The following is a 25,151-nucleotide window of genomic DNA, read 5'->3' as shown; positions in this document are numbered from 1 at the left end:
CCCCGTGTCTACGAAAGCACAGCTTAAACGCTTACTGAGTTTTCTACCTCCGCTTTAATCCTGAAAATCGGTGTCGCTTCGGAACGCGAGGCTACAATCAGCTCGGTGCCGTTGAGGTGCGGAGTAAACAGGTCGCGGGTCAGTTGTGGGGAGTTGTTATCTTTTGAGAGGTGCGATAGAAGCACGTGACTCATGTACGATGGCTTATGCGCCAGGAAAAGGTCTAATGCCTGCTGGTTAGATAAGTGCCCCTTTTCGCTCCGAATCCGACGTTTCAGGTGGTAGGGATACCGGCCTTTTTCCAGCATATCGTCGTCGTAGTTGGCCTCCAGAAAGGCGGCATGGCATTGCCGGAAATGATGAATAACGTGCTCGCACGGCTCCCCGATGTCGGTAAAAACACCAACGTTGGTACCCTGAAAACTGACGAGAAAACTATGCGGATCGCTGGCATCATGCAATTTCGGGAATGCGGTAATGCTCAGGTCGCCAATTTGTATCGGTTCATAAGCCCGTAGAGGGCGAATGGGAAACAGTTTTTCGGGTAGCCGGGCGTGACGTAGCGTGTGGGGCGTAATAAAAACCGGGAGCTGGTATTTTCGGGCCAGTTGCGGAATGCCGATAATGTGGTCGGAATGCTCGTGCGATACAAAAATGGCTTTGACCGTTCGAAGCGACAAACCCAGTTGCTGCATACGGGTTTCGGTTTGTCGGCACGAGATACCGGCGTCGATCAGGACGGCTTCCTGCTCATTGCCAACATAATAACAGTTTCCATTGCTCCCCGAATTCAGCGAGGTAATAAATAAAGACATACTGAGTAATTGGGTACGAATTACGGTGCTTGATTTGCCCTGTACGAAGATAAGCCGAACCGATTGATTTGCCCTTCAGAAATCAGTTTATTTTGCCAGGGGTGAGCCTGAAATACATTAAACCTCTCCTTTCTTTTTTATTGGCTCAAGAGGGTGTAGTTTTGAGACAAATAGACCTGATTCGTTTACTTATTCCCCAGTATGTTAGCCAAAACGTTTGGAGCGGCTGTTTATGGCGTCAATGCCAGCCTGATTACGATTGAAGTTGTTGTTGCCCAGGGATTGCATTTTCATTTAGTGGGCCTGCCCGATAGTGCCGTTAAAGAAAGTGAGCAGCGCGTGGAAGCGTCGCTGAAGTTTTTTGGCTATCGAATGCCCCGGCAGAAAGTGGTTGTCAACCTGGCACCAGCCGATATTCGGAAAGAGGGGTCAGCCTACGATTTGCCAATAGCGCTTTGCGTGTTACAGGCATCGGAACAGATAACCGTTCAGCGTAGCCTGGAAGAATACGTCATTATGGGCGAACTAGCTCTCGACGGTTCGCTGCGGCCCATTAAAGGCGTATTACCCATTGCGATCGAAGCCCGAAAACGGGGTTATAAAGGCTTTGTTTTACCCGTGGAGAATGCTCAGGAAGCCGCTATTGTCAATAATCTGGATGTCATTGGCGTGTCGACTATGCAGGATGCTGTTGAATTTTTTGACGGCAAAAAAGACATTGCCCCTTTAGTAAGCGACACCCGCGATCTGTTTATGACTCAGGCAAATGCTTATGACGTAGATTTTTCGCATGTACAGGGTCAGGAGAATATCAAACGGGCGCTCGAAATTGCGGCTGCTGGTGGGCATAACGTCATTATGATTGGTCCTCCCGGAGCCGGTAAAACCATGCTGGCGAAGCGTTTGCCAACCATACTCCCACCGCTTACGTTGCAGGAAGCTCTGGAAACAACCAAGATTCATTCGGTGGCTGGTAAGCTGGGGGCAAAGGCGAATCTGATTGCAACCCGACCTTACCGTGCTCCACACCACACAATCTCTGATGCCGCATTGGTAGGCGGTGGTAGTTTTCCGCAGCCCGGTGAGATTTCACTAGCGCACAATGGAGTCCTGTTTCTGGATGAGTTGCCCGAATTTAAACGGTCGGCGCTGGAAGTGATGCGGCAGCCGCTCGAAGATCGGAAAGTAAGCATTTCACGGGCTAAATGGGCGGTAGAGTTTCCGGCTAGTTTTATGCTCATTGCCAGTATGAATCCCTGCCCCTGCGGGTATTACAATCATCCAGATAAAGAGTGTGTTTGTGCACCGGGCGTGGTCCAGAAGTACCTGGCTAAAATCAGTGGTCCGTTACTCGACCGGATCGACCTGCACGTTGAAGTGACGCCTGTTTCGTTCGATCAGATGACCGCCAATCGACCTGCCGAGTCCAGCGAAGTGATTCGGGAACGGGTCATTCGGGCGCGGGCGCTTCAAACGACTCGTTTCGAGCAAAATACGGGTATTTATTCCAATGCCATGATGCCTTCGCAGATGGTTAAGGAAGTGTGTTTGATCAGCGATGCCGGGCGGATATTACTCAAAACCGCTATGGAACGATTGGGACTGTCGGCCCGGGCCTACGATCGTATCCTGAAGGTGTCACGCACCATTGCCGATCTGGCGGGTAGTGAGGAAATCAAAATCGAACATTTGGCCGAAGCTATCCAGTACCGCAGCCTTGACCGCGAGAGTTGGGCTGGATAAGAGTTTTGTATTCTTACAGATGTATTCAGCCTATACCTGTTCTTGGAATAGAGTTGACAAACTCAAAGGCCAGTCTCGCTACTACAGCCATCCTACATCGGTACACTTTCCTGTGTCTGAGAGCCTGACGCTTTCTATACGGAAAACCGCATTTATATATGCGTAACTTACTCGTAAAGGGTAGTTTTTCGCATGTTAGCGTTCTACTCATGAGCCATTAACAGCCTAAGCCCGTCTTAAAATCAAGATGCTTCAATGCGCATCAATTGACTCCCCGTACAGTCGGTAATTCCGTTGAATCCGACTGCCTGGTCGTATTAATTACATTCTATTACTCTATGCGCTTAAAACGTCTACTCCCATCTTTCTGGACGGTACTCCTGATGGTACTGGTGACCCTTTGCTGGGTGGTTTTTATGATATGGACGGAATAACCTGGCCGAAGCCATCCAGTACCGCTGTCTCGACCGCGACAACCGGACCGGATAGGGCTAAAAATCAACGGCAGACCGAAAACTTCGGTCTGCCGTTGAGTATGAACAATGTGGGAGTACTTATTTCTGGGCGCTGGCAATCAGGTCGTTTGCCATTTTAACATAGTCGCCATTTTTAGCAGCAGTGGCCAATTCAACCGTCTTCTGGGCGCTGGCAATAGCGTTTTTCTTCTCGTTCATTTTTAACTCGATGCGGGCTTTCAGCAGCATGATCCAGAATGCGTTCGGATTTTGCTCCGTTGCTTTGGTAACCCAGGCCAACGCCTGAGGCAAGTCCCGGTTGGTTTCATAATAGTAACTGGCTGCTTCAAAATACGCGGGTTTTTCAGAGGCCATCGACGCCTTTATATTTTGAGTAATCGTTTGGTCGATGTCGGCAGTGAGGGGTACGGCCACGCGAGTTTTATCCCACATGATTTCCAGCGTTGCCGAGCTGGGTAGAATATCGGCGATATTGATTGTAAACGTCTCTACTTTGAACGGCAAGGTTGTCGGTTTTACTTCAACCCGTGCCACCTCATTGGCTACTTTATAATCGGCAACGTTGGCCCCTAGGTTCAAATCTTTCGATAGCATCACCTGCCAGCTCGACTTACCGGGAATCGTGAATAAACCGTATGTACCGGCTTTGACCTCTTTCCCTCCCACTTTTACGTCGTTCGAAAACGTGATTTTGGTGGTTGCATTGGCTCCCGTCCGCCATACTTTGTCGAAAGGAACCAGATCGCCGAAAATGGCCCGTCCTTTGGTAGCAGGTCTTGAGTACTCAAGGGTGATTTCACCGAGGGCAAAGCTCTGTTTGGTCGTTTGCGAGGGGCTGGCCGCTGGGATTTTTAACTGGGCGAAAGTGGTGTTAATGGAGCTTACGGTCAGCAGAGTAGCGGCTGAAAGAACTAAAAAACGGTTGGTTTTCATGAGCGAATCGTGTACGTACTATCTAGGCTTAATTTTTCTGCAAGGTACGAATTCAGCACGTAGCAACGAAGGCTGATAAGAAGTCTATAGACTTTTCGCAATAACAATAGGCATAGGATGGCTTTTCTGGCGCCCTTTCAAATTACAGTCGATGGCATTTTGTACATATGATTTAGGTAAATAACTATTTTGCCTATAATTTTAGCTCGGTAATAGGTGTTCTCAATATTTTTTTGATTCGCTCCTGCCGTACCCGCTAATGATTAACGATCATTAAAACCCACCAGGATGGTTCTTGATGATGCCTTTTTCTGCAAATGACCCGGATGGACAATCCATCCCTGTTTTTCTTCTTAATGCGATGCCTGGTAAGCATCTGGTACTTAAGCCAGACGCACCGATCTTCACGATTCTGGCTGTATCGGACGATTACCTGGCCGCACTTGACCTGCAGCGGGAATCTCTGATTGGGCGTGGAGTATTTGATTCGTTCTTCAGTGACGGGCATAATGATGGCATTGCTGATCAGCTTCGGCAATCGTTATGGCAAGTGTTGCAAACCAGACAGGTTCACGCGATGGCCGATCAGCGCCACCAGTGGCTTAATGCGCATACGGGTGTACTGGAAGGGCGTGCCTGGCGACCAGTCAATAAACCCGTTTTAGGGCCTGATGGTGAGTTAGCCTACATTATTCATTCGGTTGAAGATGTTACGCACGAAGTGCAATTGGTGGAAGTGGCGCAGGCCAATGAGTATCTGCAAACCATCATCAATTTATTGAAAGAACCGTTGCAGGTTCTGCAACCGATTGTTGAGAATGGTGAAATCGTGGATTTTCGTTTTCGATTCACCAACCAGGCCTATGCCGCCTATGCGAATACTACCCCCGACCAGTTGCAGGGCAAACGGGTAGGAGAAGTGTTTCCGGGCTATTTCGAAACGGTGAGTTTTACCAATCCTGTCGAAACTTACAAAACAGGTCAGCCGCTTACGTTTGAAATCCATTATGATAAAGATGGGCTTGACCTGTATAATCTGATGAGTACGTTCAAGCTGGACGACGAGGTCGTTATTCACTTTACCGATTTCACTCGGTTGAGGCAACTGCAACTCCAGCTTGAAGCAAAGGTTGACGAATTGAATCGCTCGAATGAAAATTTGAAGCAGTTCGCTTACATTGCCAGCCACGACCTTCAGGAGCCGCTGCGTAAAATTCAGTCGTTCAGCACGTTGTTGGAAAATCAATTGGATGGGCAACTGACCGAGACCGGCAGCGATTATCTCCAGCGTATAAACCTGGCAGGGGCTCGCATGTCGATCCTGATTAAGGATCTACTGACTTATTCACGAACGCCAATAAGTCCCCAGGATTTTCGATTAATTTCTCTGGCTGACGTACTAGCCGATGTATTGACGACACTCGACTGGACCATTAGCCAGCAGAATGCCGAGATTGTCGTGAATACTCTACCGATGGTGAACGGGGATAGTTCGCAATTGGAGCAGCTTTTTCAGAATCTAATTGCCAATGCCCTAAAGTTTAACAAACCTGGCCATCGCCCATTTGTGGAGATAAAAAGCGACCTGCGGCCACGAAATGAACTCCCCCAATCCGTTAAGCCGACCAACCTTGCTACGCTGTTTCATGAGGTCAGTGTGCGTGATAAAGGGATAGGGTTCGACGTTCAGTATGTAGATCGTATTTTTCAGGTTTTTCAGCGCCTGCATGGTAAGAACGAATATGCCGGTACAGGTTTAGGGCTGGCTATTTGCCAGCGCGTAGCAGAAGCGCATGGGGGCGGTATTACGGCAACCAGCTCTCCCGGTGAAGGAGCTACGTTCTGGGTTTATTTGCCCGTTTAAGGGCTCATTCGTAGGGATTTTTTCGTGCAGAAAGCTATCTTTAACATAGGAACTGTTTAAACTTTCCTGCTCAGGTCAGAAGTTGGGTTATTTTGTCATGCTGAGGAACAAAGCATCTTTTGTGGCGCTATAACTCCAGCTATCGAAGATGCTTCGTTCCTCAGCATGACAAAAACGCACCTGTTTGGACTCAATTTGTAAACGTTTAAACAGCTTCAGATAGATAATAAGAACAACATAGACTAATGAAAAAAATCTTACACGTATTGAACGGCGATGCTACGGCCTATTCGTTTGCAGAAGCTGGATTGCCCGGCGAGGTAGCCATATGGCGCGAAATGTTGTCTGAAGGGCCATTGCTGGACGCCATGCAACCGGATGCTGCCTTATGGCAATTGCGCGAGAACTGGCTACGTACCGAGTTTGGCGATCGGCCAGATGAAGCAGATACGTATCAGCAGAAAGTGGTTGCCGAATTTGACCGAATCTATCAGCCCGGCACCTACGATCAGATTATCCTCTGGTTTGAACACGATTTATTTTGCCAGATTAATCTAGCCTTTTTACTGGCTCGTTTTTCGCGCATCGAACTGGGTAATACTGTATTGAAACAAGTCTCCATCAATCAGTTCGACGGTGTTCCCGATTTTAAAGGACTCGGTCAACTAACGGCTGCTCAACTGGCTTCGCTGTATCCGCAGGCCGAACCCTTGACCGGCTTTGAATTGGAGTTGGCGGCTCATGTGTGGGCTGCCTATGCTGCCTCGGATGTGGTGGCTCTGAACCAGGTAATGTCGGGAGGTTTTGGCCGATTGCGGTTCCTGCGCGAAGCCTTACAGGCCCATCTGAATCGTTTACAGGTAGGGGCAAATGGCCTGTCGACTATCGAAAACCAATTGCTGAATCTGGTTCAGGCAGCGCCTAAAACGCCCCGCCAGATTGTAGGTGAATGGTTGTCGACGGATCGGATTTATGGTTTAGGCGACTGGAGCATTGAGAATTACCTCACCCGGCTCATCGATAAGGAAATCATTCAGGAGCAGGATGGTAAGTTGGTTGAAAGTGCATAGAAGAGTCGGTATAATACAACCGAGCTTTAGACGTAAGAGTCTACCGGATTGTATTTTCCAGAACGATGACCGAAGGCCCCTCTGAAAGCCACTTTTTACCTAATCCGGTCGTATCGCCCTGCGGGATAAAATAAACAAACGAGCCCAGAACCAGATCAATATCACCGTCGGCATCCATGTCGCCCGCATCCATGACGACCCATCTTCCTCGGGTGGCCTCCGGAAACGAATAATCGACGAAGGTTAACTTTCCCTTATTTTCCAGGTAGATAAAGCTTTCTGTTGGGTAGCGAAGGTAGTCTGGGAAAAACGATATAGCCGCTATATCCAGATCGCCATCTAAGTCATAATCTCGTACCATGGCCTTATAGGCGCCATTCAGTTGGTAGAAATACGATTGGGTAAAATTGGCTTTTCCGTCATTCAGAAAAATGTAGATACCGTGGTACTTCTTTAAGATTGGGGTTTTGTCGGCGTTGTCGCCACAAACATAGACGATGTCGTCAAATCCATCTTTGTTAAAATCGGCCAGTTCAATCTGTTGAGATCCATTGAGGGGCAGGAAAGTGAGCAATCGTTTTTCTTTGAATGTACCTCCTCCCTGGTTTTCGTACAGAAAAATACCTTCGTCACCCTGCGCCATCAGCACATAAATATCTGGTAATCCATCCCGATTAGCATCCTTAATAATGGCGGTGATGGCACCGGGCTTTTCTCGTAAAACGCGTTTTGTGTACCCGCCTTTTTTATCGTTTTCGTACCACGCCAGTTGGCCGGTCTGGTTACCAAACTCACAGGCTACTACATCCTCGAATCCGTCTTTAGTCAAATCACCGTATGCCATAAACACGGGTCGACGTAAGTGAGGAATGGCAACCGTTTCGGATTGATAGCCCGGCTCCGATCTATTTTTCTGCAAGCGTGTCAACGATCCGTTGGCGGCATCGGTCGGGAAAACACCTTTCCCAATGGTGGTCAGGTATAGCTCATTGGCTTTTTCGTCAAACTGAATCGGGGTTGTGGCCAACCGCATACTATACCGTTCCGTCAATTCGGGAGTTAGAAACGTCAGGTTGTTACGCCTGGGCTTGCCATCTCCGAAAACGATTCCCCGATGATCGGGAAGTATCTTGACCATTGACGTCAGAGCAGGCCGATTTGCGAACGAAGCTTCTCTATACCTGAAATGCTTCAGTCCCATCCGAATGGGCGTTTTGCGAATGGGAGGCAGGATGGTATCAGGGGCGCTGTCGAGATAATAGCGTTCTATCTTTCGCCAATCGTCTTTGGCCAGCGTAGGCTTTTCCGGGAAAATAGCAGCCTCGCGAACCGTTTCGCCACTTTCGCCCGCGTCAAACAAACTGTCGGGTCTGGTACCTCCGCTGTAGATACCCATCCGATGGCCCATAGCGGGGAGCACATCCCGCCAGTTTGCTTTGGCCAATACATCAGGACTTACAAATGCATGGCAACGGCTACAGTGGGCTACCGCCAGTTGTTTACCAGAAAGCCCGGAAACAGCTAAGTCATGAAATTCCGTTTGGTCAGTCTGCTGTTTAGTCGTGCATGAACTAAAAAAATAGAGTATACTACAAACGGCGATAAGTTGCCTCATAGTCCAAAAACGAAGTCGTGGGATTGGCAACGAACATAGGGCAATAAAACTGAATTTTTAGTGGGCAGAACAAAATAATTGAAGGCAGCGTGGCTCACTACCTTTATGACCATTGTAGAGACGCGATCCCTCGCGTCTCCTTTCCGGATGGTTTATTGCTGACGCCCATGAGACGCGAGGGATCGCGTCTCTACAGGTTATTCCGTTTTCAACGATTTGACCGGATTCAATAAGGCGGCTTTGATGCTCTGAAAACTGACCGTTATCAGCGCAATGAGCATGGCACCAACCAAGGCCACCAGGAAATACCACCAGGCCAGTTCGATCCGGTAGGCGTACTTTTCCAGCCAGCCATTGAGGAAATACCAGCCCAGCGGGAAAGCAATGAATGCAGCCAGCAGCACCAGGAGCATAAACTCTTTCGATAGCATACCAACCAGATTGGGAATACTGGCTCCCAGTACTTTCCGAATACCAATTTCTTTTGTGCGTTGCTCTGCCGTGAACGCAGCCAAACCAAACAGACCCAGGCAGGAAATGAAAATCGCCAGAAAGGCAAAATAACTAGCCAGTTTACTGACCGTGTTTTCGGCTTTATACAGGTTGCCAAATTCCTGATCGGTAAACAGGTATTTGAACGGAAAGTGTGGGTTGAACTTCTTATGCAGCGTTTCCATGCTGGCGATAGCCTGTTTGGTTTCGTTGGGCTGCGTACGTACCAGAATGGTTCCCCAGTTTCGGGTGGTATCGTTGCCGCGCTGCAGGTGTAAAATCAGTGGCTCGATGGCACTATGGAGCGAATTGTAATGGAAATCTTTCATCAGGCCAATGATTTTCCCTTTCCGGCCCCACATTGTTAATTCTTTGCCGACTGGATTTTTATAGCCGATTTTTCGGGCTGAGGCTTCGTTGATGATGTAGTTGCTAGTGTCGGTGGTGAAGTCTTTCGAAAAATCGCGGCCGTCGAGTAATTTAATACCCATCGTTTTAATGTAGTCGTACGAAACAGCGTTCTGACTGAACAGCATAAGTTGGGTCGTATCTTTTCCGGGCCAGCGTACTCCCTGGGTAGAGCTGCCCACTTCGAGCGGGTCCGACTGAGCACAGGTGACCGACTTGATGCCCGGCTGATGCTCCAGTTCCTGCCGGAACGACGGGAAATTGCGTTGCAGGTCGCCCTCCAGAGCCATATACAGCAGGTTTTCACGATCGTAACCCAGGTTTTTCGTCTGGATGTAGTTGATCTGACGGTAAACGACCAATGTACCCAGAATTAGCATGATCGACAGGCCAAACTGCAATACGACCAGGCCTTTTCGGAAGTACGTGGCACTCGATTTAAACTTCAGCGAGCCTTTGAGAATAACCACCGGATTGAGCGCCGACATAAACAGGGCCGGATAACTTCCCGACACAAGCCCCGTTACGACCGATAAGCCAAGCAACAGGAGCAGGAAAGTAGGATCGGAAAAGTCAAGCGAGAGCTTTTTACTGGTTAGTTCATTGAAAACAGGCAGGATCAGCAGCACAATCAGGACCGAAAACACCAGCGAGAGCATAGTAATGAGCATAGACTCGCCCAGAAACTGCCCGATCAGACTGGCTTTATAGGCACCCACTACCTTCCGAACCCCTACTTCTTTCGACCGTTTGACCGAACGGGCCGTAGCCAGGTTCATGAAATTAATACAGGCAATCGCCAGAATGAAAATGGCAACAATCGAGAAGATGCGTACGTACTCGATCCGGCCACCATTCTGCACCCCGCCTTCCCAATTCGAGAACAGGTACGAATCGCCGTAGTTCTGCAAAAACAGTTCTACGTTGCTGTCTTTATTTTTACTCTTGATGTAATTTTTGATCTTGGCATTGACTTTATCAACCGACGCATTGTTGGCCAGCATCACGTAGCAACGCGGACCATTATTGCCCCATTCTTTCGCCCATTTGTTGTTTTTCAGCCAATGATCGAAGCTTTTGAGGTAATCGAATTTCAGCGACGAATTTTCGGGAATATCGGCTAGAATCCCCGTTACCATCAGGTCGTCGGTATTATCGACCCGAATGATTTTGCCCATCGGGTTCTGTCCCTTAAAATATTTGTCGGCGAGTTTCTGGCTAATGACCAGGCCATCGGGTCGTTTGAGAGCCGTTTTGGGGTCGCCTTCCTTGAGCGGAAACGAAAACATCGTCAGGAAATCGCCCTGCACCGAACGCCCTTTTTCTTTTTCGAACGTATTGCCTACCGTAAACAGCGTTTGCTCTTCCCAAAGCATCTGGCTTGCCATCTGAATTTCAGGAATATCTTTTACGATGTTTTCGGCCAGAATCCCCGGTGTCGACGGGAAGGTATTGATAACGCCTACGTAGTGCTGATTTTCCATCACCCGATATAGCCGGGCGTCGTTCTTATGGAAGTGATCCATATGGCGTTCATCCTGCACCCAGATCATGATGAGCAGGCTACAGGCCATGCCTAAAGCCAGTCCAAGAATGTTGATGAAAGAGAACGTCTTGTTTTTCCAGATGTTTCTCCAGGCGATTTTGATGTAGTTGCGTAGCATAGAGTGTGAGGGTTGTGGTAGAGACGCAATACCTTGCGTCTCCTATGCGTCAGCAACACCTAGTGTCAGCCAAAACCATCCGGTTAAAGAGCCATCCGGTCAGGAGACGCAAGGTGTTGCGTCTCTATAATTATTCCGTTCGTAACGATTTTACAGGGTTCATTAAGGCGGCCCGAATGGCCTGATAACTGACGGTCATTAGGGTAATCATGGTGGCTCCTAGACCAGACAAGGCGAAAACGGCCCAGGAAATAGATGTCCGGTAATCGTACTGCTGGAGCCAGTCGTCCAGAAAATACCAGGCGATGGGCGTGGCAATCAGGAACGAAATGGCGACCAGCCGGACAAAGTCTTTGGAAAGCAGCCCCCACAGGCTGAAAACCGATGCGCCCAGTACCTTCCGAACACCAATTTCTTTGATACGTTGCTCCGCCACGAACGAAGCCAGTCCAAACAGACCGAGGCAACTGATGAAAATGGCTAATACGGCAAAGACCCGCGCCAGTTTGCCCACTCGTTCTTCGGTCCTGAACTTGGCATCGTACTCTTCGTCGGTGAATTTAAAATCGAACGGGGTGTCGGGGTCGTATTTTTTAAATACCGCTTTGACCTGCTTAATCGCATCGTCGACAGGCACATTCGGTTTGAGCTTGAGCGTAAGCACATTCGCCCAGCCGTAATTGATCAGGAAAATGGTAGGTTTGATAGGCTCATAAGGCGACTCCATCACCATATTCTTTACCACACCGATTACCTGCATGGGCTTTCCGTTATAGCGAATGGTTTTCCCAACGATGTTTTTCAATCCAGTCAGTTTAACAGCAGCTTCATTCAGGATAAACGCTGAGCTATCCGTCGAAAAGTCTTTGGAGAAGTCGCGGCCTTCCAGAATCTGCCAGCCAATGCTTTTGCCGAAGTGATGCGTACAGGCCACGATACCGAACAGGGGTAATGATTTTGGATCTTTACCTTCCCAGTCGAACCCAATTTGATTGGACCACACGCCCGTGGTGGGGCTCGACGATTGGCTCATTTCATACACGACACCCGTCTTGAGCATGTCGTCCCGTAAAGGGTCATATTTCCCATACGTACCCGGACTGAGGGATGTTTGCAGCAGATTGGACCGATCATAACCCACAGGCCGGTTTTTGGCGTGCTGAATCTGCCGGAATACAATAAGCGTACCGATGATAAGGGTGATGGATACCGTAAACTGAACCACAACCAGCACTTTGCGTGGAAGTGCCGCCCAGCGACCCACCCGGAATGTACCTTTCAGTACACTCAGTGGATTGAACGACGATAGATACAAAGCTGGATAACTGCCTGATAGGAAGCCCGTAATGAGTGAAAAACTGATCAGCAGTAACCAGAAAATGGGATTGGCAAAGGGAATACTGACCTTCTTGCCCGATAGGTCATTGAACGAGGGGATCGCGATCAGAACAATAATCAGAGCGATGAGTAGCGCAAAGAAAACGACCAGCATCGATTCGCTCAGAAACTGGAAAATCAGTTGCTGACGAAGCGAGCCTACCGCTTTCCGAATGCCCACTTCTTTGGCCCGTTTCTCGCTCCGGGCGGTGCTCAGATTCATGAAATTGATACAGGCCAGCAGCAACACGAACACACCGATCAGGCTGAACAGCCAGACAAACTGAATACCACCACCTACGTTTTTGCCCTCTTTAAAATCGGAATATAGGTGCCATTGGCTCATGGGGTGCAGAAAATATTCTGGCTTTTCACCTTCCGAAGCGTGTTTTTTCTCTACATCCCGGATTTTAGCCGACACCTTGTTCATATCGGCGCGGTCGGCAATTTGGGCGTAGCACTGAAATGAGTGATTTCCCCACTGTTGCAGCGATTCTTTTACCCAGGATTCGTCGGCCAGGTAGGCGCTCCAGGGTAGGTAGTAATTGACTTCATAAAAGTTGGAGTTGAAGGGGAGGTCTTCAAAAACGCCCGTCACCTTCATATTGCGTTTGGCATCCACTTTAACGATTTTGCCAAGTGGATTGGCACTGCCAAACAGAGCCTCGGCCGTTGATGCGGAAAGTAAAATGGAAGAAGGTTCTTTTAACGCCGTGGCATAGTCGCCTTTGAGCATGGTGAGCGAGAGCATCTTCGGTAGCTCCGGCTCGGCATACATCCCTTCCTTATTGATCTTCCGGTCGCCGTTGACTAACAGATGGCCAAAGTTCCACGAAGCCAGGGCTACGGCAGTGAAGTCAGCTTTATAGTTGTTTTTGATCGTATTGGCCGATGGGAGCGAAACCGCCCGGCTACTACCAGTAGTGCCGTTAAAGGTTTGATTAACATAGAGTTGAGCCAGACGATCGTAATTCTTATGGAATTTATTGAACGACAGTTCATCGTAAATCCATAGACCAATCAACATCGCAATGGCCATGCCAACCGCCAGACCGATGATATTGATTGCTGAGTAAGCCTTGTTTTTAGATAGATTTCGTAAGGCAATTTTTAAATAATTGCGGAGCATAGGGCTAAGGGTTTAGGAGCGAAGGCTTGTGTAGGGGGCACCCACACACTTTACCCCACAAAGACAGCCCAGGTCGCAAAATGTTGCTTATCGCCGTATGCTGGCTTTTAAATGGCAGGACCATTGATGGTTCGGGATTTGTTAGCTACGCTAACAGGGTCAACTACTGTGCCATGGCCTCTAACCCGCCTAAATTGGCCAGATTGGGCCGTTTGGCAGATAAATTCTGTCCGAAACCGTACAACGTTTGTCCGTTTCTGAACAGACGTATTGCTGAATGGTAAACTATAAGGGGTAGTTCTAAATGTAAAAGAAGGCTTTCTTTATATTTTGGCCGAAAGCTGATAATCAAGTAGTTATATATTTTGGCCGAAATCACCAAATGTAAAAATTTGAAAAAGGCTTGATCGAGTGTTGAACTATCTGGCAAAACCAGGCTAAAAAGTAGTTGGGAAATTGAAAAGCCTTACAAGTTTATCCTGTAAGGCTTTTCAATTTCTAGTTGCATAAGCTTCTATCCACGTATTGTTTTCGACCGCTGGCAGTTAGGTAGTAGCATCCACCACGAGGGCCACGAATGTAGTATTGGGACGATTTTGGGGTGTATGTGCGATGGCTACTGCTTTTAGGGGTTGAAATGACGCTATATACTCCAGATGGCTCCGATTGGGTGGGTTGCGAGGGCTGAGTTGACGTAATTTCTAGTCGATTGATCCGTTCTACCAATTCGCTAAATGATCGCCTGTAGGACTCGTTTTCGGCCTTTAATCGGTCAGTTTCCTGCTCTAAAGCATAAATGCGTTTGTAAAGGCGGTCGTTCTCATCGTCTATCTGCTTATTAACGTTCTCGACCAATTCGATTCGGTGGTCTAAATCGTAGTAGCTGCCCTTTAGTTCGGATAGCTTGAGTTTCATATCCTCCCTTTCCTGGGTTTCTTTTTGCTTGACTTCTCTTTCCCGTTGGGTCTGGCCTGTAATCTCCTTTTTTGTCTGATTTAGGGTCCTTGTTGTCTGTATAGCGTCTTGTACAGATTGTGTAATGGATTGGCCTTTTGTGTTGTAAATGAATAAGATAAGTAACGAGAAGGTCAAGGTGTAGAGTGTTTTCATGGCTTAAGTGCTAGTCGGATCATCTTAGATTGTAATGTCATCTTGGTGGATATAAACGTTCTGACCTCTAAAGGGGCCATCCAGAAGGCTTATTTTGTATAAAAAGTCGCTTTTCTCTAAAATCAGAGCTTTGGTGTCTTTTGTGAGTGGAATAATCTTTCCCTCTTTCAATAACCCTACCCGATTAAGCTCATTTTTAGTTTGTTGGGCTTCTGTTGCATCTAATAGATACGCTTCGGTTCTGCCTCCATAACAGCTTAGTTTGATAGCTCCTGTTTCTCCAATAATACTACGTGTGGTGTTGTTTTGTACTGGTGGACTTGATGTGCTAGGCCGTGCTAGGAATGCTACTATGGCAAAGAAAGCTAATAACGCGAACCCAGTCTTAAACCAGGATGACCGAGAGATTGAAGATTGATTTAGCATAGCATTAGGATGGTTTTAAGATTAAAATACACACCTAATTTTTACATTTGAAATTAGGTGTGTCAATAGGTGTGTATTTAGGTGTGTGGGGTGTTTTCGGAAAATCCAACTTTTTCAAGTCGATCAATACGGCGTTCAATACGTTCAAGATGGCCTCGCATTGATGGTTCTTGCCGATAGAGCTGGGTAGTTAGGCAAGCTTCAGCGTGATATAATTTAAGGATCGACTGTATATCTAAACTGTCATTTGGATAATCGCTATTATCTGAAACTAGCAATAGTTTATCATCGCCATGATGATAAAAACATCTTTTGACTGTGAATTGTACTCGCTGGTCTTGTTGATGGACAATGATATAAACCTCTCCATTTCTCAGATCAAGGAGTTGTTCTATTTCCTTGCCAACAACATAGTCACCTTGTTTAATTGTTGGCGTCATACTTTCTCCTCGAACCTGGATGCTAGCTAATGCACCACGGAAAAAATAATTGGGAAAGCTTATTACTGGAAGCTCTTTGTAGTAATCTGGTTCGTCCAAAATAGTTGGAGAGCCAGCGGCAACTTTAATGTCAAGGATCGGTACAATGCTATTTTCTGTTGTATCAACCGTCACAATTGAGGGCTTACCCACATGCTTTTTTTGAAAAGATGATCCCTGTGCGACGCTTCCAAGCTTCTTGGACAGGTCGTTTTTGATCATTTCATCAATACTGCATCCAAAAAAATTGGACAACTGAATCAAGTTTGTCAAGTTTGGCTCAGTATTGCCGTTTTCATAGTTGTTGATAGTATTTTTCTTTATATCAACACGTTGAGTCATGTCGGCAAGGCTTAGACCTTTGCTCTCTCTCAAAAATTTAAGATTTGCCGCTAAATAATTGTCCATTTTTCTTGGTTATCCAAGTTTCTTGGTTATATTTGCATTGTTGCCAAACGGAAACAAAGGAAATGAGCAATATCCAAGAAATCAAGAAGCATTTAGGGCATGGCGACTATACCCGCATTGGCAGGATAGTCGGAGTGACACGAAAGTATGCTCGTGTACTACTCGAAAGGCCCAATGCAGCCCTTCACAAAGAGGTATTAAAGGCTGCAAAAAAAGTTGCTGATTTCAACCAAAAACACGCCTAGCATTGAAACGAATTGCTGACATATGGTATGTTGATTTTGCTGATCTAACAACCCTTTGTGGTGTCTCTATGGACACTGTAAAACAGGGAGTTAGCCGCAATTTATCAACATGGCAGTCAATAAAAGACCCTGACGATAAACGGTGTCGGTTAATTCGCTATGATACGCTGGCTGATAAGTACAAGATTATTGTTCGTCGGGTGTTGTGCAATGGCCTCGAACCTTGGGAGGTTCGCGCTCAGAAAAAGACGGAAGTTTTGAGCGAACGGTCACTGTCTGAGCTACTTGAGCTTGTTTTGAAAGATGGGTATCGTCGGTATATGGGTCTTTACCCGGCTGAAGACACGACGCGAATAGCTGAGCGGAAACAAAAGTGTTTGGCTCGTGCGGCTGCTACGGTAGAATTGATCGGTACGTATATACGTGAGCGTGAGATAAAGGAAAGTAGTTATGCGCCGTATAAAGAGGTGGTCGAATGGCTCAATCAGGACGGAAATTATGACTTTTATTTCCCCAAAGGATGCCAGTATTTGCCCTGTAACGAAATCCGTCTGAAAGAGAAAGTAACCCTTCGGTTTGGCAAGGTTGGTAAGGAGCCAGTAGCCATCACGGAGGTTATTAAACGCCCTCGTGAGGGGAATAAGAGCCGAGATAAATTCGCTGGCGATGCTGAACTGATGGCCTGGATTGCGATTGCTCGCGCCAATGTCGATAATTCAGGTACACCAAACGCCTACATTATCCGCAAAATTCAGGATGTATGCCGGATTGTGGGTAAAGATGTGCCGTCTAATTCGTGGCTCTCGCAAGTGCTGGTATCGGGTAAAATGCAGTACATGACAGCGCCTACCCGGTTTGGAAAGGGTACTAAGCAAGCTAGTCGGTTTGTGCCTTATATCTCGATGGCCAGGGCGATGTATGCAGGTGACTGCTGGATGATGGATGCTACCCGCGTCAATTTTATCGAACATGCTACTTCGGATAAGGATAAACCTCGTTTTCTGTTTGTTGTGGTGGTTCGGGATGCGTATTCGGGGGATGTGGTAGGTTGTTATTTTGACACCAAAGAAGATCGATGGGGGTACGTAAATGCCCTTAAAATGGCCTATAAATCGACTGGGTACCTGCCTCATACGCTCGTGCATGACCGTTTTCCAGGGCATTTGGCCGATGAAATGCAGTCGGTTTTGGATGGCTTTCGGGATAAAGGCGTTGAGTTAATCTGTACCCATGAAGCCACCGGAAAGGCGCTTTTAGAGCGGTGGTTTGATACCCTGCAAACGGTGTTTCTGACGCGTTCGCGCTACTATTACGGACAAGGGATTCGCTCGACACGGCCTTATAATCATCGGTCGCCGGAATACCTGGCTAAGATGCGCAAACGGGCCAAAGCGGAGAATTGGGACTTTGAAGCCGCCTGGCAGGAAGCCTGGAGACGCATCGAGGAATACAGGCAGACACCTATAAGCTACTATTCCAGAAAGCGACTCGATTTGAGTCCGATGCAACTCCATGAGCAGAGCGAAAAGCCGCATGTGATCCGGGTGGAAGGCTGGCAGGAAGCTACGCTATTCTGGGCTACTAAAGTGCTGGACATCAGCCGTGCCCGAATTGAGCAGGAAGTACATGGTAAGGTCTATCGGTATATGATTTACGATGAAAATATACTGTATGCCTACAAGCGGGTAGCGATTCGCTACGAAGAAAGTGACCCAAGCAAGGTGATGCTGTTCGCGGTCGGCGCTGATGACAGGGTGACGGATTTCTTTATCGATGAGCTAACCCATACGGACGACATCGTTATGTATGGCCCTGACGCTCAAAAAGGCCGTTTGGCGGGTCGGATGGAGAAGAATAAGCAGCTACAGGAGCGGATTCGTAAAGACCTGGAGGAGACGGTAAGTCATGCGTCGATGGACCCTGAATATGTCCTGGCGATGCGTGGCCTGGCCCCTAAAGATGAAATCGAAAGCGTCCAGGATGCAATTCTGTATGAGCAAATGGGCGTATCGATGGCGATGGAAGCCCAGCGCCCAGCGGCTCATAAGCGGGATAAGATCGCCAAATCGAAGGCGTCTCCGGTGCCCTCCTCCGAGGGGGTGATTGATCCTAAGTCATTCGTTAACAATAGCTATTTCAATCAGTAACCATAAATCGAATACGAGACATGTATCCAGAAACAGTAACCGAGTCGGGACTTATCCAGACCGATACGTTAGTAGGTGCGAAAGTGGCTAATTCCTTCACCCTTCACCAGGTATTGCGCTATCAGAGCCTGGGCGAACTGCAAAACCACGATGCACATGATCTACTGAACATGAAGGGGGTGCTACAGGCGAAAATTGCCGAAGTGCAGCACATGATTTCCAGCGTCAACCAGTTCAAAAGCATCAATCAGGAGCTAAAAAACGATGTGCGCTGGTACATCTGCGTAGAACTTGAAATTGATGCGCTCCTGGCGGCTATGTTCCACTGTCGATAGGCGCTAAACTAAGCTTAACCGTCAATTAACCACCTAATACCTAGAGAGAATGAAAGAGGAAAAAGAGTTAACTCCTGTCCAGAAAGACGAAATAGCCCGTCTGCTGGTACTGGAAAAAGAGAAGCTCGGTAGCTGGGATCGGGTCGCCAACAAGGTAGCCGCCAGCGAAGCGACCGTTTCCCATAACATGCAGGACCCTGCTAAATGGGATCGGGTGAGCCATACGATGTGGGCAAAAGTAGCGGGTAAACTAGGCTACACACTGACCGATACCGCCTGGAAGTTTGTGTCTACGACCAACACGGAGGTGATGTTTGAACTACTGGATCGCGCCCAAAATGAGCAGTTATTTATGGCCGTTTCCCATCCTGCCGGGCAAGGCAAATCGGCGGGTACCCAGCTTTACCGCCTGGCGAAAAAGGGTGTGTTTTACATCGAGTGTAAGGAGAGTTGGAGCCACAAAATGTTCGTCATCAAAATGGCCGAAACGCTGGGTATCAAGGTGGATCGGATGAGTGTAGCCGTGCTAACCGATCTAATTGTTGGCTACCTCAAAGAGCAGGCTATCAAGACGCGTCCGCTTCTGATTGTGGACGAAGCCAATAAACTGAACCCGGCGAGCCTTCGGCTGTTTATCCCGCTGTTTAACGAGCTACAGGACGAAATTGGCCTGGTGCTGATTGGGGCGCATGACCTCGAACGGCGCATTAAGGAAGGGGTTCGACGGGATGCACGGGGATTCGATGAACTGGAATCCCGGCTCGGTCGGACGTATTACCGACTGGTAGGTGTGTTTGAGCACGATGTTACGGCCATTTGTGCGGCCAATGGGGTGACTGATCCAGCCGCTCAAAAACGGTGCTGGAACCGACTGCATCCCGAACGGAAGTCCATCAATGGAACCTATCACCTGGTATCGACAATGGACCTGCGGGTACTCAAACAGGCGATTAAACACGAGCGGTTACGGGCTAAGAATCAAGCCTATAAGAGCGCACAACTGGAAGTAGTGGGGGGGGGGTAAAACATTCGTTGCCGCATGAACCTGAAAGGCTTACGACTCCCCTTCGACAGTCAAACGGCCATGCTGTCGGTCTTGAAAGATGAAACGGGCAATCAGGTGTGGGCCTCCTTTGCTATCACCGACGAAGCGGCACTGACGGAAGTGCTGACCTGGCTAACAAGCGGAAATGATCAAATGTACGTCATGGCGAAAACGATCAATCTGCTGTATCATGGATTGCCTGCCATTCAATTCACCATCAGCCAGCTTGATCCGCTCATGGAAAAGGACGGGCGCAACTGCTGGATGGTCACCGAAACGGATCGGCAAGGCGGGTTTGTTAGCCGCCAGCGACTGCAAACCGCGGAACAGATTTGGGCATGCGTAGTAGACTGCTGGTGCCAACAACAAGAGCATAATTAACGCCTAAAACCGAGTCAGACGGTCAATTCTGACTCCACTAAAATGACTAAGAAGGATAGAGAAAAACTGAGTGTTGCGATGGCTGAACTTCTGCAATTGAAGGGATTAATATCCTCGCTGGAAGATCAGGTTGAAGGTTTCAAAAGGGTTGTCACAGCGATCTGCGAAGCCAATAAGGGGGAGTTTGTAGATGGCATTTTGGCGGTCGAAGGAGTTGGTCAGGTGAAGATTGTTGCAAATGCGCCAGGATTGAAATTGATCGCAACAGGCAAGAATTTGAACGCCATCGAACAGGCTGGTTTAGTAACCGTACTTGGTCCGAAATTCGGTAAGCTATCGGTTGATGTGGTTATGGTTCGCGATGAGATTCGGAAGGGGAATAAAAAAGTTGTTAGCGCCCTAAAGAAGCACAAAGTTGAACTGGTCCAGGTGGATCGGTACGATGTTAAAGAGGTAAAAGAAGTCAAAAAGAATTAAGCTATGGCAACTACGTTTGATGCTACGTTCCTGGATAGCCTGTCGGATCGGTTTCTCAAATCACTGCACATGGCTACCCTACTCCTGAAACTAGGCGATGGTGCTGTCTTAGAAATTGAGCTATTCGAGAAGCTGTCTACGGAGTTAAAAGGTAAGCCCTGGCTCGACTTCTGCCGGGAGGTATCTGAAGCTTATGACAGACGATATGGTGACGTGCCAGGCTACTAAAAACCTACAACGATGACAAAGCAACAAATAGACTTTCAGATCACAAAGAACAATATCAGCGCCCTGTCGGATGGTCAATTAAAAGCCTTGCAGGAGCTATGCGAAGCCATCATGGTAGACAGCGATGAGCAAGCGGTAAAGAGCATGGAGGCCATCAATGTACTGGTCGGTGACCGGGGCGATGAGATGATGGGAATGTTTATTTATATGTTCCTGCAAGATGAGCTTAAGAGATGATCAAGTAAGTCAGAGGGAAATCTGAAGGCCGTGTCTGATGGCAACCCTGGGTGATCTCTACCGACAGGCCGAAGCGATGCGAAATCAGCGCATTGGCCAGCAAAGTAAAGAAGTTCCTTCTTACGCCCTGATGCGTGAGATTGACGATCTAAAGCGAATTATGGACGGGCTTTTACTCGCATTTAAGCAAGCTGGAGGGAGTAAGGCTCCTGATCCTGAAAAGCCCAATTGACCCCCGAATAAACAGGTTTTGAGCGTAAAAATCAGAGACTGACAAAATCAGTCTCCTGGCCAAACTCATGCCTACACGTTGTGACAAGCCCGGAAAGACGGGCAAAATTACAGGATGGCGGAATGGTAAACGCACAAGTCACAAATCTTAGCCGATAATAAACGACCTAATGCGGCTGAGTACTTGGGGTTAGGTCGTAACCCTTGCTGGTTCGAGTCCAGCTCCTGTAACAATGGCAATAAAGCCAGGTAACTAAACCAATTTTTTTATGGCTAAGCAAAGCAACAAGCCGTCAGCGGGTGAACAAACCCCACCTATCGACACCGGGCAGGGTGGCAATCCAGGTGAACAAACCCCACCTGCCGACACCTTACAGGAACTGGTTGGGGGTGCTACGATCCGAACCCGCTTTCATGTGGAAAGCATTCAGGATTTATCCAGTCGGGATGTCTTCCAGAAACGCGTATACATGCATCCGGTACGGGGTGGTCTGGCAACGGGTGAGCCCAGTGAAAACACTTCGTTTGCGGTCAATACGCCTTCGGCTGTGTTTGAACTACTGAACGAGCGTGAGGAACTGGACGGCTTCTTTAAATCCGGTAAGCAGTACTTTATTGACATCACGGAAGTTGAGCCAGCGGCTCCAGCGGTCTAATTAGTCACCTTGTCATCGGTCGTTAGTCGTCATAGGTTAACGACCGATGGTGTAAATCAAAATGGTATGGCAAAGCAAGATATTAACAACATCCAGGTGAAGTCGGATGAAGACCCACTGGATGTGTTTTATAACCGCAATGAAAAGGCGAATGGAATAGTTCTGATAGCCATGCATCGACTGCCCAAAGGAGAGGTTGATTTTGATATTTGTAATATCGGGCTTACTGAGCACGAAATGGGGCTACTGACACTACGGCTGTTAGATCGGGTCGCTAAAGATTTAAAACTTTAACGACCATGAAAAAGCACTTTTTAAAATGCTGGCTGGAGGAGTTCGACGCGATTGTAGCGGGTAAGAAGCGGTTCGATTTGCGCAAGAACGACCGCGATTATCAGGTTGGTGATGTGCTGATTTTGGCCAAATATGACCAGTACAAAAAGAAGTTTTTACCGGGCTATGTCGCGGTTGAAGTTACGTACGTGGTTGATTCAAAATTTGGCATGAAGGATGGCTATTGCGCCATGAGCTTCACGGGCGTTGCCCAGGCTACCCAGGAAATGAAAGATTATTACCTGCTCATGATTGGCCTGGCCACAAACGCCCATGCTTCAAAAAACTGACCTCCCTTTCGATAGTCCACCAACGCCCTATGAAATTCAGTACGCGAAGGTGGTACTACGGCGAAAGGCAGCGCACCAAAAACGGATTGTTGACAAGTATTATGAAATGGTCGCGCTCCTGGTGAAACACGAACGAAAGGCTACCCTTTCGATTCAGTTTAGCGAAAAAGGTGAAATGTGGGTCGTACTTGAACAGCATGACTGTAGCTCGTTTCATCTGTATGATTCAGACGACTGGAAAGAGCTTAAGGAAGGGTTCGGGTTGATCCAAGCTTACATCGTAAAAGGGGTTTCCATCCCCTACTATTCAATGATTGATAAACGTTTAAATATATCTGGCAATGGGCAAGATAACAGTAACCAGAGTACAGGGGTCTGATCAGGCTCCTATGTCGCTTGATACCGAGCACATCAAAGGGGTTGAGCCGTCACCCAATTCCACACGCGCTATTGTGCTGTTGGACTATGGGTATTCCGTCGAGGTAATGGGAACAAAGCAGGAGATTGAAACACTCATAGCCGATGCCAGCGCAACTGACACCCAGGACGAAGGAGCAGAACAGTAAGTTTCATACGCTCCTAACGCTTCGCCACTTCGACAAAGAAGATAAACTGGCGCTGGTCCAATTCTACACGGGTGGCCGGGAAACCTCCAGTAGCAACATGTCTATGGATGAAATGGCGGAAGCTATTAAGCATCTGGAGGGCGAACAGGATGCCAGCATCCGGCGCATGCGAGCAAAGATCATCAATGTGGCCAGGGATATTTTTAATCTCTGGCCACAAGATAACTGGACGCAGGAGCATTACGACAAGCTTAATGTCTTCCTAAAAAAGAAGTTCAAAGCGGAGCTTAGTAAGCTCAGTTATGAGCAGCTACGAAACGCGGTTACCGCCGTCGAAAAATGGCGGGATTCAGGTACGCAAAAATTCCTTAAAGACCTCTTAAACAACACGTAATCATGATCGGATTCTATATGCTTATCGGCTTTTCGATGTTTCTGTTGTGCCTGTTTTTTTACTGGCTAGGCCGGGCCAGAGCCTGGCAGTTCTGGGAGGATGTTATAAAGAACGAACGGTTATCTATCGAGGCACGTAATAAACTGGCTGGAAAATAATGACACCAAAGCTTAAACTAAAACTCAATCTTGCCCAGCTTCAGGCGCTGAATGCACATTTGTTTCAGACGCTGACCAGCCAGCCTATTGAGGATTTGCGGTACTACCCACAGGACTTTCTGATTTGCTCAACCCTTCAGGAATTGTACGCCAAGACCAGTGCCAGGGTCGAAGATATTCGGCTGTTTCCTACGCGTCGAACCGATGTCGAATACCCGGTTACGCTAACCCGCTCCCAGGCACTGGCGGTATACTGTTCCATCCTGACCGAAAAACCTCAAAGCGATGAAATGGCCAGTCAGACCATGACGGCGCTGGCTATGACTGAGCCGGGTACCTATGAATCGCACTTCCTTCAGGAATTGCATGGGACGATCCATCGGAAGTTTTTGATTTAGAATTGTATGAAAAGTTCTTTATTTTGCGTTAACGGCTCAAAATCAGTGTACCCACCTACTCCCTTCGTGAAAAAATCGACCTCGGCAGGATTGTCTTATGATACGCTACGGGATCAGCGCAACGCAAAGATTCGGGCGGAGTTCTTTCGTATGCACGATGTGGAAGGGAAGCGTAATGAAGTGATCTATGCGCTGTTATCCCAAAAATACTTCCTGGCGGCTGATACCATCGAGCGGATCGTTTTTCAGCGGGGGCGGTACCGATCAGTGGAGGGGGGGGCGATTGCCAGTCAGCTTAATTTGTTCGATGCTTCGGAGGGGCAAGCGGCATGAGACGGTATCTACTGACCTCTACCCGCTTCGAGGGGGAATTGTCCTTTGCCTATGATAGCGAAGGGATTTTACAAGCCTTCAGTTGTGAGGCTCGGTTGAGCAACGACCAGCGGGATTGGCTCCATAGTCGCTTTCCTTTTCAAGAGTATGGGTTTAGGGCGCTGGTCAATGACAGCAAAACCCTGATAATAAAGCTAGTCGATGCCGATTTAAGCTTTGCTCATTTCTGGGAGAGTTACGGCTATAAGGTGGGTCACAAATCCAGGGCCGAAAAGCTATGGGCGAAGCTGCCCGATTCGGACAAGCTCAAAGTTCTGGAGTCGATACCGGGTTATGTCTACTACATCCAAACCCGTCCGCATATGGAGCAGCTTTACCCCGAAACGTATTTAAGTCAACGTCGGTTTGAGACCGATTATAAAGCACTGGCGAAAGCCAAACAAGTAGGTTAAGTAAGTTACGGTGGTTGTAAAAAGGCTACCCGGATTCCGGGTAGCCTTTTTTGTTTTACCTAACTATGAGAAAGTGAAAAATCAGGCAGGGGGTACAGGGTCTTTTGATCTGGCGCGGATTAGGGCCGTGGTTGCCATCGCGTGAAGTACCAGGAATACAACGCCTGCATAGCTGCCTTCCTTCCAACTGTATACAGATAACGGCAAAAAGCCTGAATTGAGGATAGCGATAGCGT

30 protein-coding genes are annotated in these 25,151 nt (G+C 48.0%); 22 read left to right on the top strand and 8 right to left on the bottom strand.

The genetic code is table 11. From position 1 onward, the window contains the following. Positions 1–23 precede the first annotated feature (23 nt). Complete coding sequence (locus B5M13_RS25385) at positions 24–815, bottom strand: MBL fold metallo-hydrolase (protein WP_080058338.1); 792 nt, start codon at positions 813–815, stop codon at positions 24–26. A 201-nt stretch (positions 816–1,016) separates the two neighbouring features. Here B5M13_RS25385 and B5M13_RS25380 point away from each other — a divergent pair, with 201 nt between their 5' ends. Next, positions 1,017–2,558: a YifB family Mg chelatase-like AAA ATPase gene (locus B5M13_RS25380; protein ID WP_080058337.1), complete on the top strand. Its 1,542-nt coding sequence runs from the start codon at positions 1,017–1,019 to the stop codon at positions 2,556–2,558. 554 nt (positions 2,559–3,112) lie between these two features. Here B5M13_RS25380 and B5M13_RS25375 read toward each other — a convergent pair. Further along, positions 3,113–3,967, bottom strand: coding sequence for a DUF2911 domain-containing protein (locus tag B5M13_RS25375; protein WP_080058336.1), 855 nt, complete (start codon positions 3,965–3,967; stop codon positions 3,113–3,115). Positions 3,968–4,265: 298 nt separating this feature from the next. On the opposite strand from B5M13_RS25375, the gene B5M13_RS25370 reads away from it, so the two are divergent. Together B5M13_RS25370 and B5M13_RS25365 are read left to right on the top strand one after the other, a co-directional pair. Then, positions 4,266–5,831: a sensor histidine kinase gene (locus B5M13_RS25370; protein WP_245859493.1), complete on the top strand. Its 1,566-nt coding sequence runs from the start codon at positions 4,266–4,268 to the stop codon at positions 5,829–5,831. Between the two features lie 245 nt (positions 5,832–6,076). Next, entirely contained in the window at positions 6,077–6,901 is an 825-nt protein-coding gene (locus B5M13_RS25365; protein WP_080058335.1) for a DUF1835 domain-containing protein, read from the top strand. A gap of 40 nt (positions 6,902–6,941) precedes the next feature. Here the strand turns inward: B5M13_RS25365 and B5M13_RS25360 are convergent, their stop codons facing one another. From B5M13_RS25360 to B5M13_RS25335, 6 genes are all read right to left on the bottom strand, one after another. Beyond that, the gene (locus B5M13_RS25360) at positions 6,942–8,516 is read right to left on the bottom strand and encodes an FG-GAP repeat domain-containing protein (RefSeq protein ID WP_080058334.1); all 1,575 of its coding nucleotides are present in this window, start codon (positions 8,514–8,516) and stop codon (positions 6,942–6,944) included. 197 nt (positions 8,517–8,713) lie between these two features. After that, entirely contained in the window at positions 8,714–11,080 is a 2,367-nt protein-coding gene (locus B5M13_RS25355; RefSeq protein ID WP_080058333.1) for an ABC transporter permease, read from the bottom strand. A gap of 130 nt (positions 11,081–11,210) precedes the next feature. Then, positions 11,211–13,586: an ABC transporter permease gene (locus B5M13_RS25350; protein WP_080058332.1), complete on the bottom strand. Its 2,376-nt coding sequence runs from the start codon at positions 13,584–13,586 to the stop codon at positions 11,211–11,213. A gap of 498 nt (positions 13,587–14,084) precedes the next feature. After that, positions 14,085–14,696: a hypothetical protein gene (locus B5M13_RS25345; RefSeq protein WP_080058331.1), complete on the bottom strand. Its 612-nt coding sequence runs from the start codon at positions 14,694–14,696 to the stop codon at positions 14,085–14,087. 24 nt (positions 14,697–14,720) lie between these two features. Continuing rightward, positions 14,721–15,122: a hypothetical protein gene (locus tag B5M13_RS25340; protein WP_080058330.1), complete on the bottom strand. Its 402-nt coding sequence runs from the start codon at positions 15,120–15,122 to the stop codon at positions 14,721–14,723. 77 nt (positions 15,123–15,199) lie between these two features. Further along, positions 15,200–16,009, bottom strand: a complete 810-nt coding sequence (locus tag B5M13_RS25335; RefSeq protein WP_080058329.1) for an XRE family transcriptional regulator — start codon at positions 16,007–16,009, stop codon at positions 15,200–15,202. A gap of 62 nt (positions 16,010–16,071) precedes the next feature. On the opposite strand from B5M13_RS25335, the gene B5M13_RS25330 reads away from it, so the two are divergent. From B5M13_RS25330 to B5M13_RS25250, 19 genes are all read left to right on the top strand, one after another. Continuing rightward, on the top strand, positions 16,072–16,254 hold the full coding sequence (locus tag B5M13_RS25330; protein ID WP_080058328.1) for a hypothetical protein: 183 nt from the start codon (positions 16,072–16,074) through the stop codon (positions 16,252–16,254). 68 nt (positions 16,255–16,322) lie between these two features. Next, positions 16,323–18,401 (top strand): hypothetical protein, encoded by a 2,079-nt coding sequence (locus B5M13_RS25325; RefSeq protein WP_080058327.1) that lies wholly within the window; start codon positions 16,323–16,325, stop codon positions 18,399–18,401. Positions 18,402–18,421: 20 nt separating this feature from the next. Beyond that, the gene (locus B5M13_RS25320) at positions 18,422–18,736 is read left to right on the top strand and encodes a hypothetical protein (protein WP_080058326.1); all 315 of its coding nucleotides are present in this window, start codon (positions 18,422–18,424) and stop codon (positions 18,734–18,736) included. A 49-nt stretch (positions 18,737–18,785) separates the two neighbouring features. After that, the gene (locus tag B5M13_RS25315; protein ID WP_080058325.1) at positions 18,786–19,760 is read left to right on the top strand and encodes an ATP-binding protein; all 975 of its coding nucleotides are present in this window, start codon (positions 18,786–18,788) and stop codon (positions 19,758–19,760) included. A 15-nt stretch (positions 19,761–19,775) separates the two neighbouring features. Beyond that, positions 19,776–20,162, top strand: a complete 387-nt coding sequence (locus B5M13_RS25310; protein WP_080058324.1) for a hypothetical protein — start codon at positions 19,776–19,778, stop codon at positions 20,160–20,162. A 42-nt stretch (positions 20,163–20,204) separates the two neighbouring features. Beyond that, the gene (locus B5M13_RS25305) at positions 20,205–20,639 is read left to right on the top strand and encodes a hypothetical protein (RefSeq protein ID WP_080058323.1); all 435 of its coding nucleotides are present in this window, start codon (positions 20,205–20,207) and stop codon (positions 20,637–20,639) included. Positions 20,640–20,642: 3 nt separating this feature from the next. Beyond that, positions 20,643–20,867, top strand: a complete 225-nt coding sequence (locus tag B5M13_RS25300; RefSeq protein ID WP_080058322.1) for a hypothetical protein — start codon at positions 20,643–20,645, stop codon at positions 20,865–20,867. 12 nt (positions 20,868–20,879) lie between these two features. Further along, positions 20,880–21,104, top strand: a complete 225-nt coding sequence (locus B5M13_RS25295; RefSeq protein ID WP_080058321.1) for a hypothetical protein — start codon at positions 20,880–20,882, stop codon at positions 21,102–21,104. A 37-nt stretch (positions 21,105–21,141) separates the two neighbouring features. Further along, the gene (locus B5M13_RS25290; RefSeq protein ID WP_080058320.1) at positions 21,142–21,336 is read left to right on the top strand and encodes a hypothetical protein; all 195 of its coding nucleotides are present in this window, start codon (positions 21,142–21,144) and stop codon (positions 21,334–21,336) included. Positions 21,337–21,604: 268 nt separating this feature from the next. Then, positions 21,605–21,991 (top strand): hypothetical protein, encoded by a 387-nt coding sequence (locus B5M13_RS25285; protein ID WP_080058319.1) that lies wholly within the window; start codon positions 21,605–21,607, stop codon positions 21,989–21,991. Positions 21,992–22,057: 66 nt separating this feature from the next. Continuing rightward, positions 22,058–22,285 carry a hypothetical protein gene (locus tag B5M13_RS25280; RefSeq protein WP_080058318.1) on the top strand — a complete coding sequence of 76 codons (228 nt, stop codon included), beginning with the start codon at positions 22,058–22,060 and terminating at the stop codon, positions 22,283–22,285. A gap of 5 nt (positions 22,286–22,290) precedes the next feature. Continuing rightward, on the top strand, positions 22,291–22,614 hold the full coding sequence (locus tag B5M13_RS25275) for a DUF3850 domain-containing protein (protein WP_080058317.1): 324 nt from the start codon (positions 22,291–22,293) through the stop codon (positions 22,612–22,614). After that, positions 22,598–22,993: a hypothetical protein gene (locus B5M13_RS25270; RefSeq protein WP_080058316.1), complete on the top strand. Its 396-nt coding sequence runs from the start codon at positions 22,598–22,600 to the stop codon at positions 22,991–22,993. The genes B5M13_RS25275 and B5M13_RS25270 overlap by 17 nt, the downstream gene beginning before the upstream one ends. A 10-nt stretch (positions 22,994–23,003) precedes the next feature. Further along, positions 23,004–23,180 (top strand): hypothetical protein, encoded by a 177-nt coding sequence (locus B5M13_RS33590; RefSeq protein ID WP_170061191.1) that lies wholly within the window; start codon positions 23,004–23,006, stop codon positions 23,178–23,180. After that, positions 23,137–23,574, top strand: coding sequence for a hypothetical protein (locus tag B5M13_RS25265; protein ID WP_080058315.1), 438 nt, complete (start codon positions 23,137–23,139; stop codon positions 23,572–23,574). Before B5M13_RS33590 ends, B5M13_RS25265 begins: the two co-directional genes overlap by 44 nt. 2 nt (positions 23,575–23,576) lie before the next feature. Continuing rightward, positions 23,577–23,732 (top strand): hypothetical protein, encoded by a 156-nt coding sequence (locus tag B5M13_RS33585; protein ID WP_155297328.1) that lies wholly within the window; start codon positions 23,577–23,579, stop codon positions 23,730–23,732. Beyond that, positions 23,732–24,130: a hypothetical protein gene (locus B5M13_RS25260; protein WP_080058314.1), complete on the top strand. Its 399-nt coding sequence runs from the start codon at positions 23,732–23,734 to the stop codon at positions 24,128–24,130. Before B5M13_RS33585 ends, B5M13_RS25260 begins: the two co-directional genes overlap by 1 nt. Before the next feature lie 66 nt (positions 24,131–24,196). After that, positions 24,197–24,463: a hypothetical protein gene (locus B5M13_RS25255; protein WP_080058313.1), complete on the top strand. Its 267-nt coding sequence runs from the start codon at positions 24,197–24,199 to the stop codon at positions 24,461–24,463. Continuing rightward, positions 24,460–24,915 carry a hypothetical protein gene (locus B5M13_RS25250; protein WP_080058312.1) on the top strand — a complete coding sequence of 152 codons (456 nt, stop codon included), beginning with the start codon at positions 24,460–24,462 and terminating at the stop codon, positions 24,913–24,915. Before B5M13_RS25255 ends, B5M13_RS25250 begins: the two co-directional genes overlap by 4 nt. Positions 24,916–25,151: the final 236 nt, after the last annotated feature.

This window comes from Spirosoma aerolatum, assembly GCF_002056795.1.
GTDB classification, from domain to species: Bacteria; Bacteroidota; Bacteroidia; order Cytophagales; family Spirosomataceae; genus Spirosoma; species Spirosoma aerolatum.
This window is presented reverse-complemented; position numbering and strand designations above follow the sequence as displayed.

Excerpts from the sequence above, each read along its gene's own strand:
- B5M13_RS25385 (WP_080058338.1), bottom strand. The coding sequence starts at position 815 with ATGTCTTTATTTATTACCTCGCTGAATTCGGGGAGCAATGGAAACTGT.
- B5M13_RS25380 (WP_080058337.1), top strand. The coding sequence starts at position 1,017 with ATGTTAGCCAAAACGTTTGGAGCGGCTGTTTATGGCGTCAATGCCAGC.
- B5M13_RS25375 (WP_080058336.1), bottom strand. The coding sequence starts at position 3,967 with ATGAAAACCAACCGTTTTTTAGTTCTTTCAGCCGCTACTCTGCTGACC.
- B5M13_RS25370 (WP_245859493.1), top strand. The coding sequence starts at position 4,266 with ATGATGCCTTTTTCTGCAAATGACCCGGATGGACAATCCATCCCTGTT.
- B5M13_RS25365 (WP_080058335.1), top strand. The coding sequence starts at position 6,077 with ATGAAAAAAATCTTACACGTATTGAACGGCGATGCTACGGCCTATTCG.
- B5M13_RS25360 (WP_080058334.1), bottom strand. The coding sequence starts at position 8,516 with ATGAGGCAACTTATCGCCGTTTGTAGTATACTCTATTTTTTTAGTTCA.
- B5M13_RS25355 (WP_080058333.1), bottom strand. The coding sequence starts at position 11,080 with ATGCTACGCAACTACATCAAAATCGCCTGGAGAAACATCTGGAAAAAC.
- B5M13_RS25350 (WP_080058332.1), bottom strand. The coding sequence starts at position 13,586 with ATGCTCCGCAATTATTTAAAAATTGCCTTACGAAATCTATCTAAAAAC.
- B5M13_RS25345 (WP_080058331.1), bottom strand. The coding sequence starts at position 14,696 with ATGAAAACACTCTACACCTTGACCTTCTCGTTACTTATCTTATTCATT.
- B5M13_RS25340 (WP_080058330.1), bottom strand. The coding sequence starts at position 15,122 with ATGCTAAATCAATCTTCAATCTCTCGGTCATCCTGGTTTAAGACTGGG.
- B5M13_RS25335 (WP_080058329.1), bottom strand. The coding sequence starts at position 16,009 with ATGGACAATTATTTAGCGGCAAATCTTAAATTTTTGAGAGAGAGCAAA.
- B5M13_RS25330 (WP_080058328.1), top strand. The coding sequence starts at position 16,072 with ATGAGCAATATCCAAGAAATCAAGAAGCATTTAGGGCATGGCGACTAT.
- B5M13_RS25325 (WP_080058327.1), top strand. The coding sequence starts at position 16,323 with ATGGACACTGTAAAACAGGGAGTTAGCCGCAATTTATCAACATGGCAG.
- B5M13_RS25320 (WP_080058326.1), top strand. The coding sequence starts at position 18,422 with ATGTATCCAGAAACAGTAACCGAGTCGGGACTTATCCAGACCGATACG.
- B5M13_RS25315 (WP_080058325.1), top strand. The coding sequence starts at position 18,786 with ATGAAAGAGGAAAAAGAGTTAACTCCTGTCCAGAAAGACGAAATAGCC.
- B5M13_RS25310 (WP_080058324.1), top strand. The coding sequence starts at position 19,776 with ATGAACCTGAAAGGCTTACGACTCCCCTTCGACAGTCAAACGGCCATG.
- B5M13_RS25305 (WP_080058323.1), top strand. The coding sequence starts at position 20,205 with ATGACTAAGAAGGATAGAGAAAAACTGAGTGTTGCGATGGCTGAACTT.
- B5M13_RS25300 (WP_080058322.1), top strand. The coding sequence starts at position 20,643 with ATGGCAACTACGTTTGATGCTACGTTCCTGGATAGCCTGTCGGATCGG.
- B5M13_RS25295 (WP_080058321.1), top strand. The coding sequence starts at position 20,880 with ATGACAAAGCAACAAATAGACTTTCAGATCACAAAGAACAATATCAGC.
- B5M13_RS25290 (WP_080058320.1), top strand. The coding sequence starts at position 21,142 with ATGGCAACCCTGGGTGATCTCTACCGACAGGCCGAAGCGATGCGAAAT.
- B5M13_RS25285 (WP_080058319.1), top strand. The coding sequence starts at position 21,605 with ATGGCTAAGCAAAGCAACAAGCCGTCAGCGGGTGAACAAACCCCACCT.
- B5M13_RS25280 (WP_080058318.1), top strand. The coding sequence starts at position 22,058 with ATGGCAAAGCAAGATATTAACAACATCCAGGTGAAGTCGGATGAAGAC.
- B5M13_RS25275 (WP_080058317.1), top strand. The coding sequence starts at position 22,291 with ATGAAAAAGCACTTTTTAAAATGCTGGCTGGAGGAGTTCGACGCGATT.
- B5M13_RS25270 (WP_080058316.1), top strand. The coding sequence starts at position 22,598 with ATGCTTCAAAAAACTGACCTCCCTTTCGATAGTCCACCAACGCCCTAT.
- B5M13_RS33590 (WP_170061191.1), top strand. The coding sequence starts at position 23,004 with ATGTCGCTTGATACCGAGCACATCAAAGGGGTTGAGCCGTCACCCAAT.
- B5M13_RS25265 (WP_080058315.1), top strand. The coding sequence starts at position 23,137 with ATGCCAGCGCAACTGACACCCAGGACGAAGGAGCAGAACAGTAAGTTT.
- B5M13_RS33585 (WP_155297328.1), top strand. The coding sequence starts at position 23,577 with ATGATCGGATTCTATATGCTTATCGGCTTTTCGATGTTTCTGTTGTGC.
- B5M13_RS25260 (WP_080058314.1), top strand. The coding sequence starts at position 23,732 with ATGACACCAAAGCTTAAACTAAAACTCAATCTTGCCCAGCTTCAGGCG.
- B5M13_RS25250 (WP_080058312.1), top strand. The coding sequence starts at position 24,460 with ATGAGACGGTATCTACTGACCTCTACCCGCTTCGAGGGGGAATTGTCC.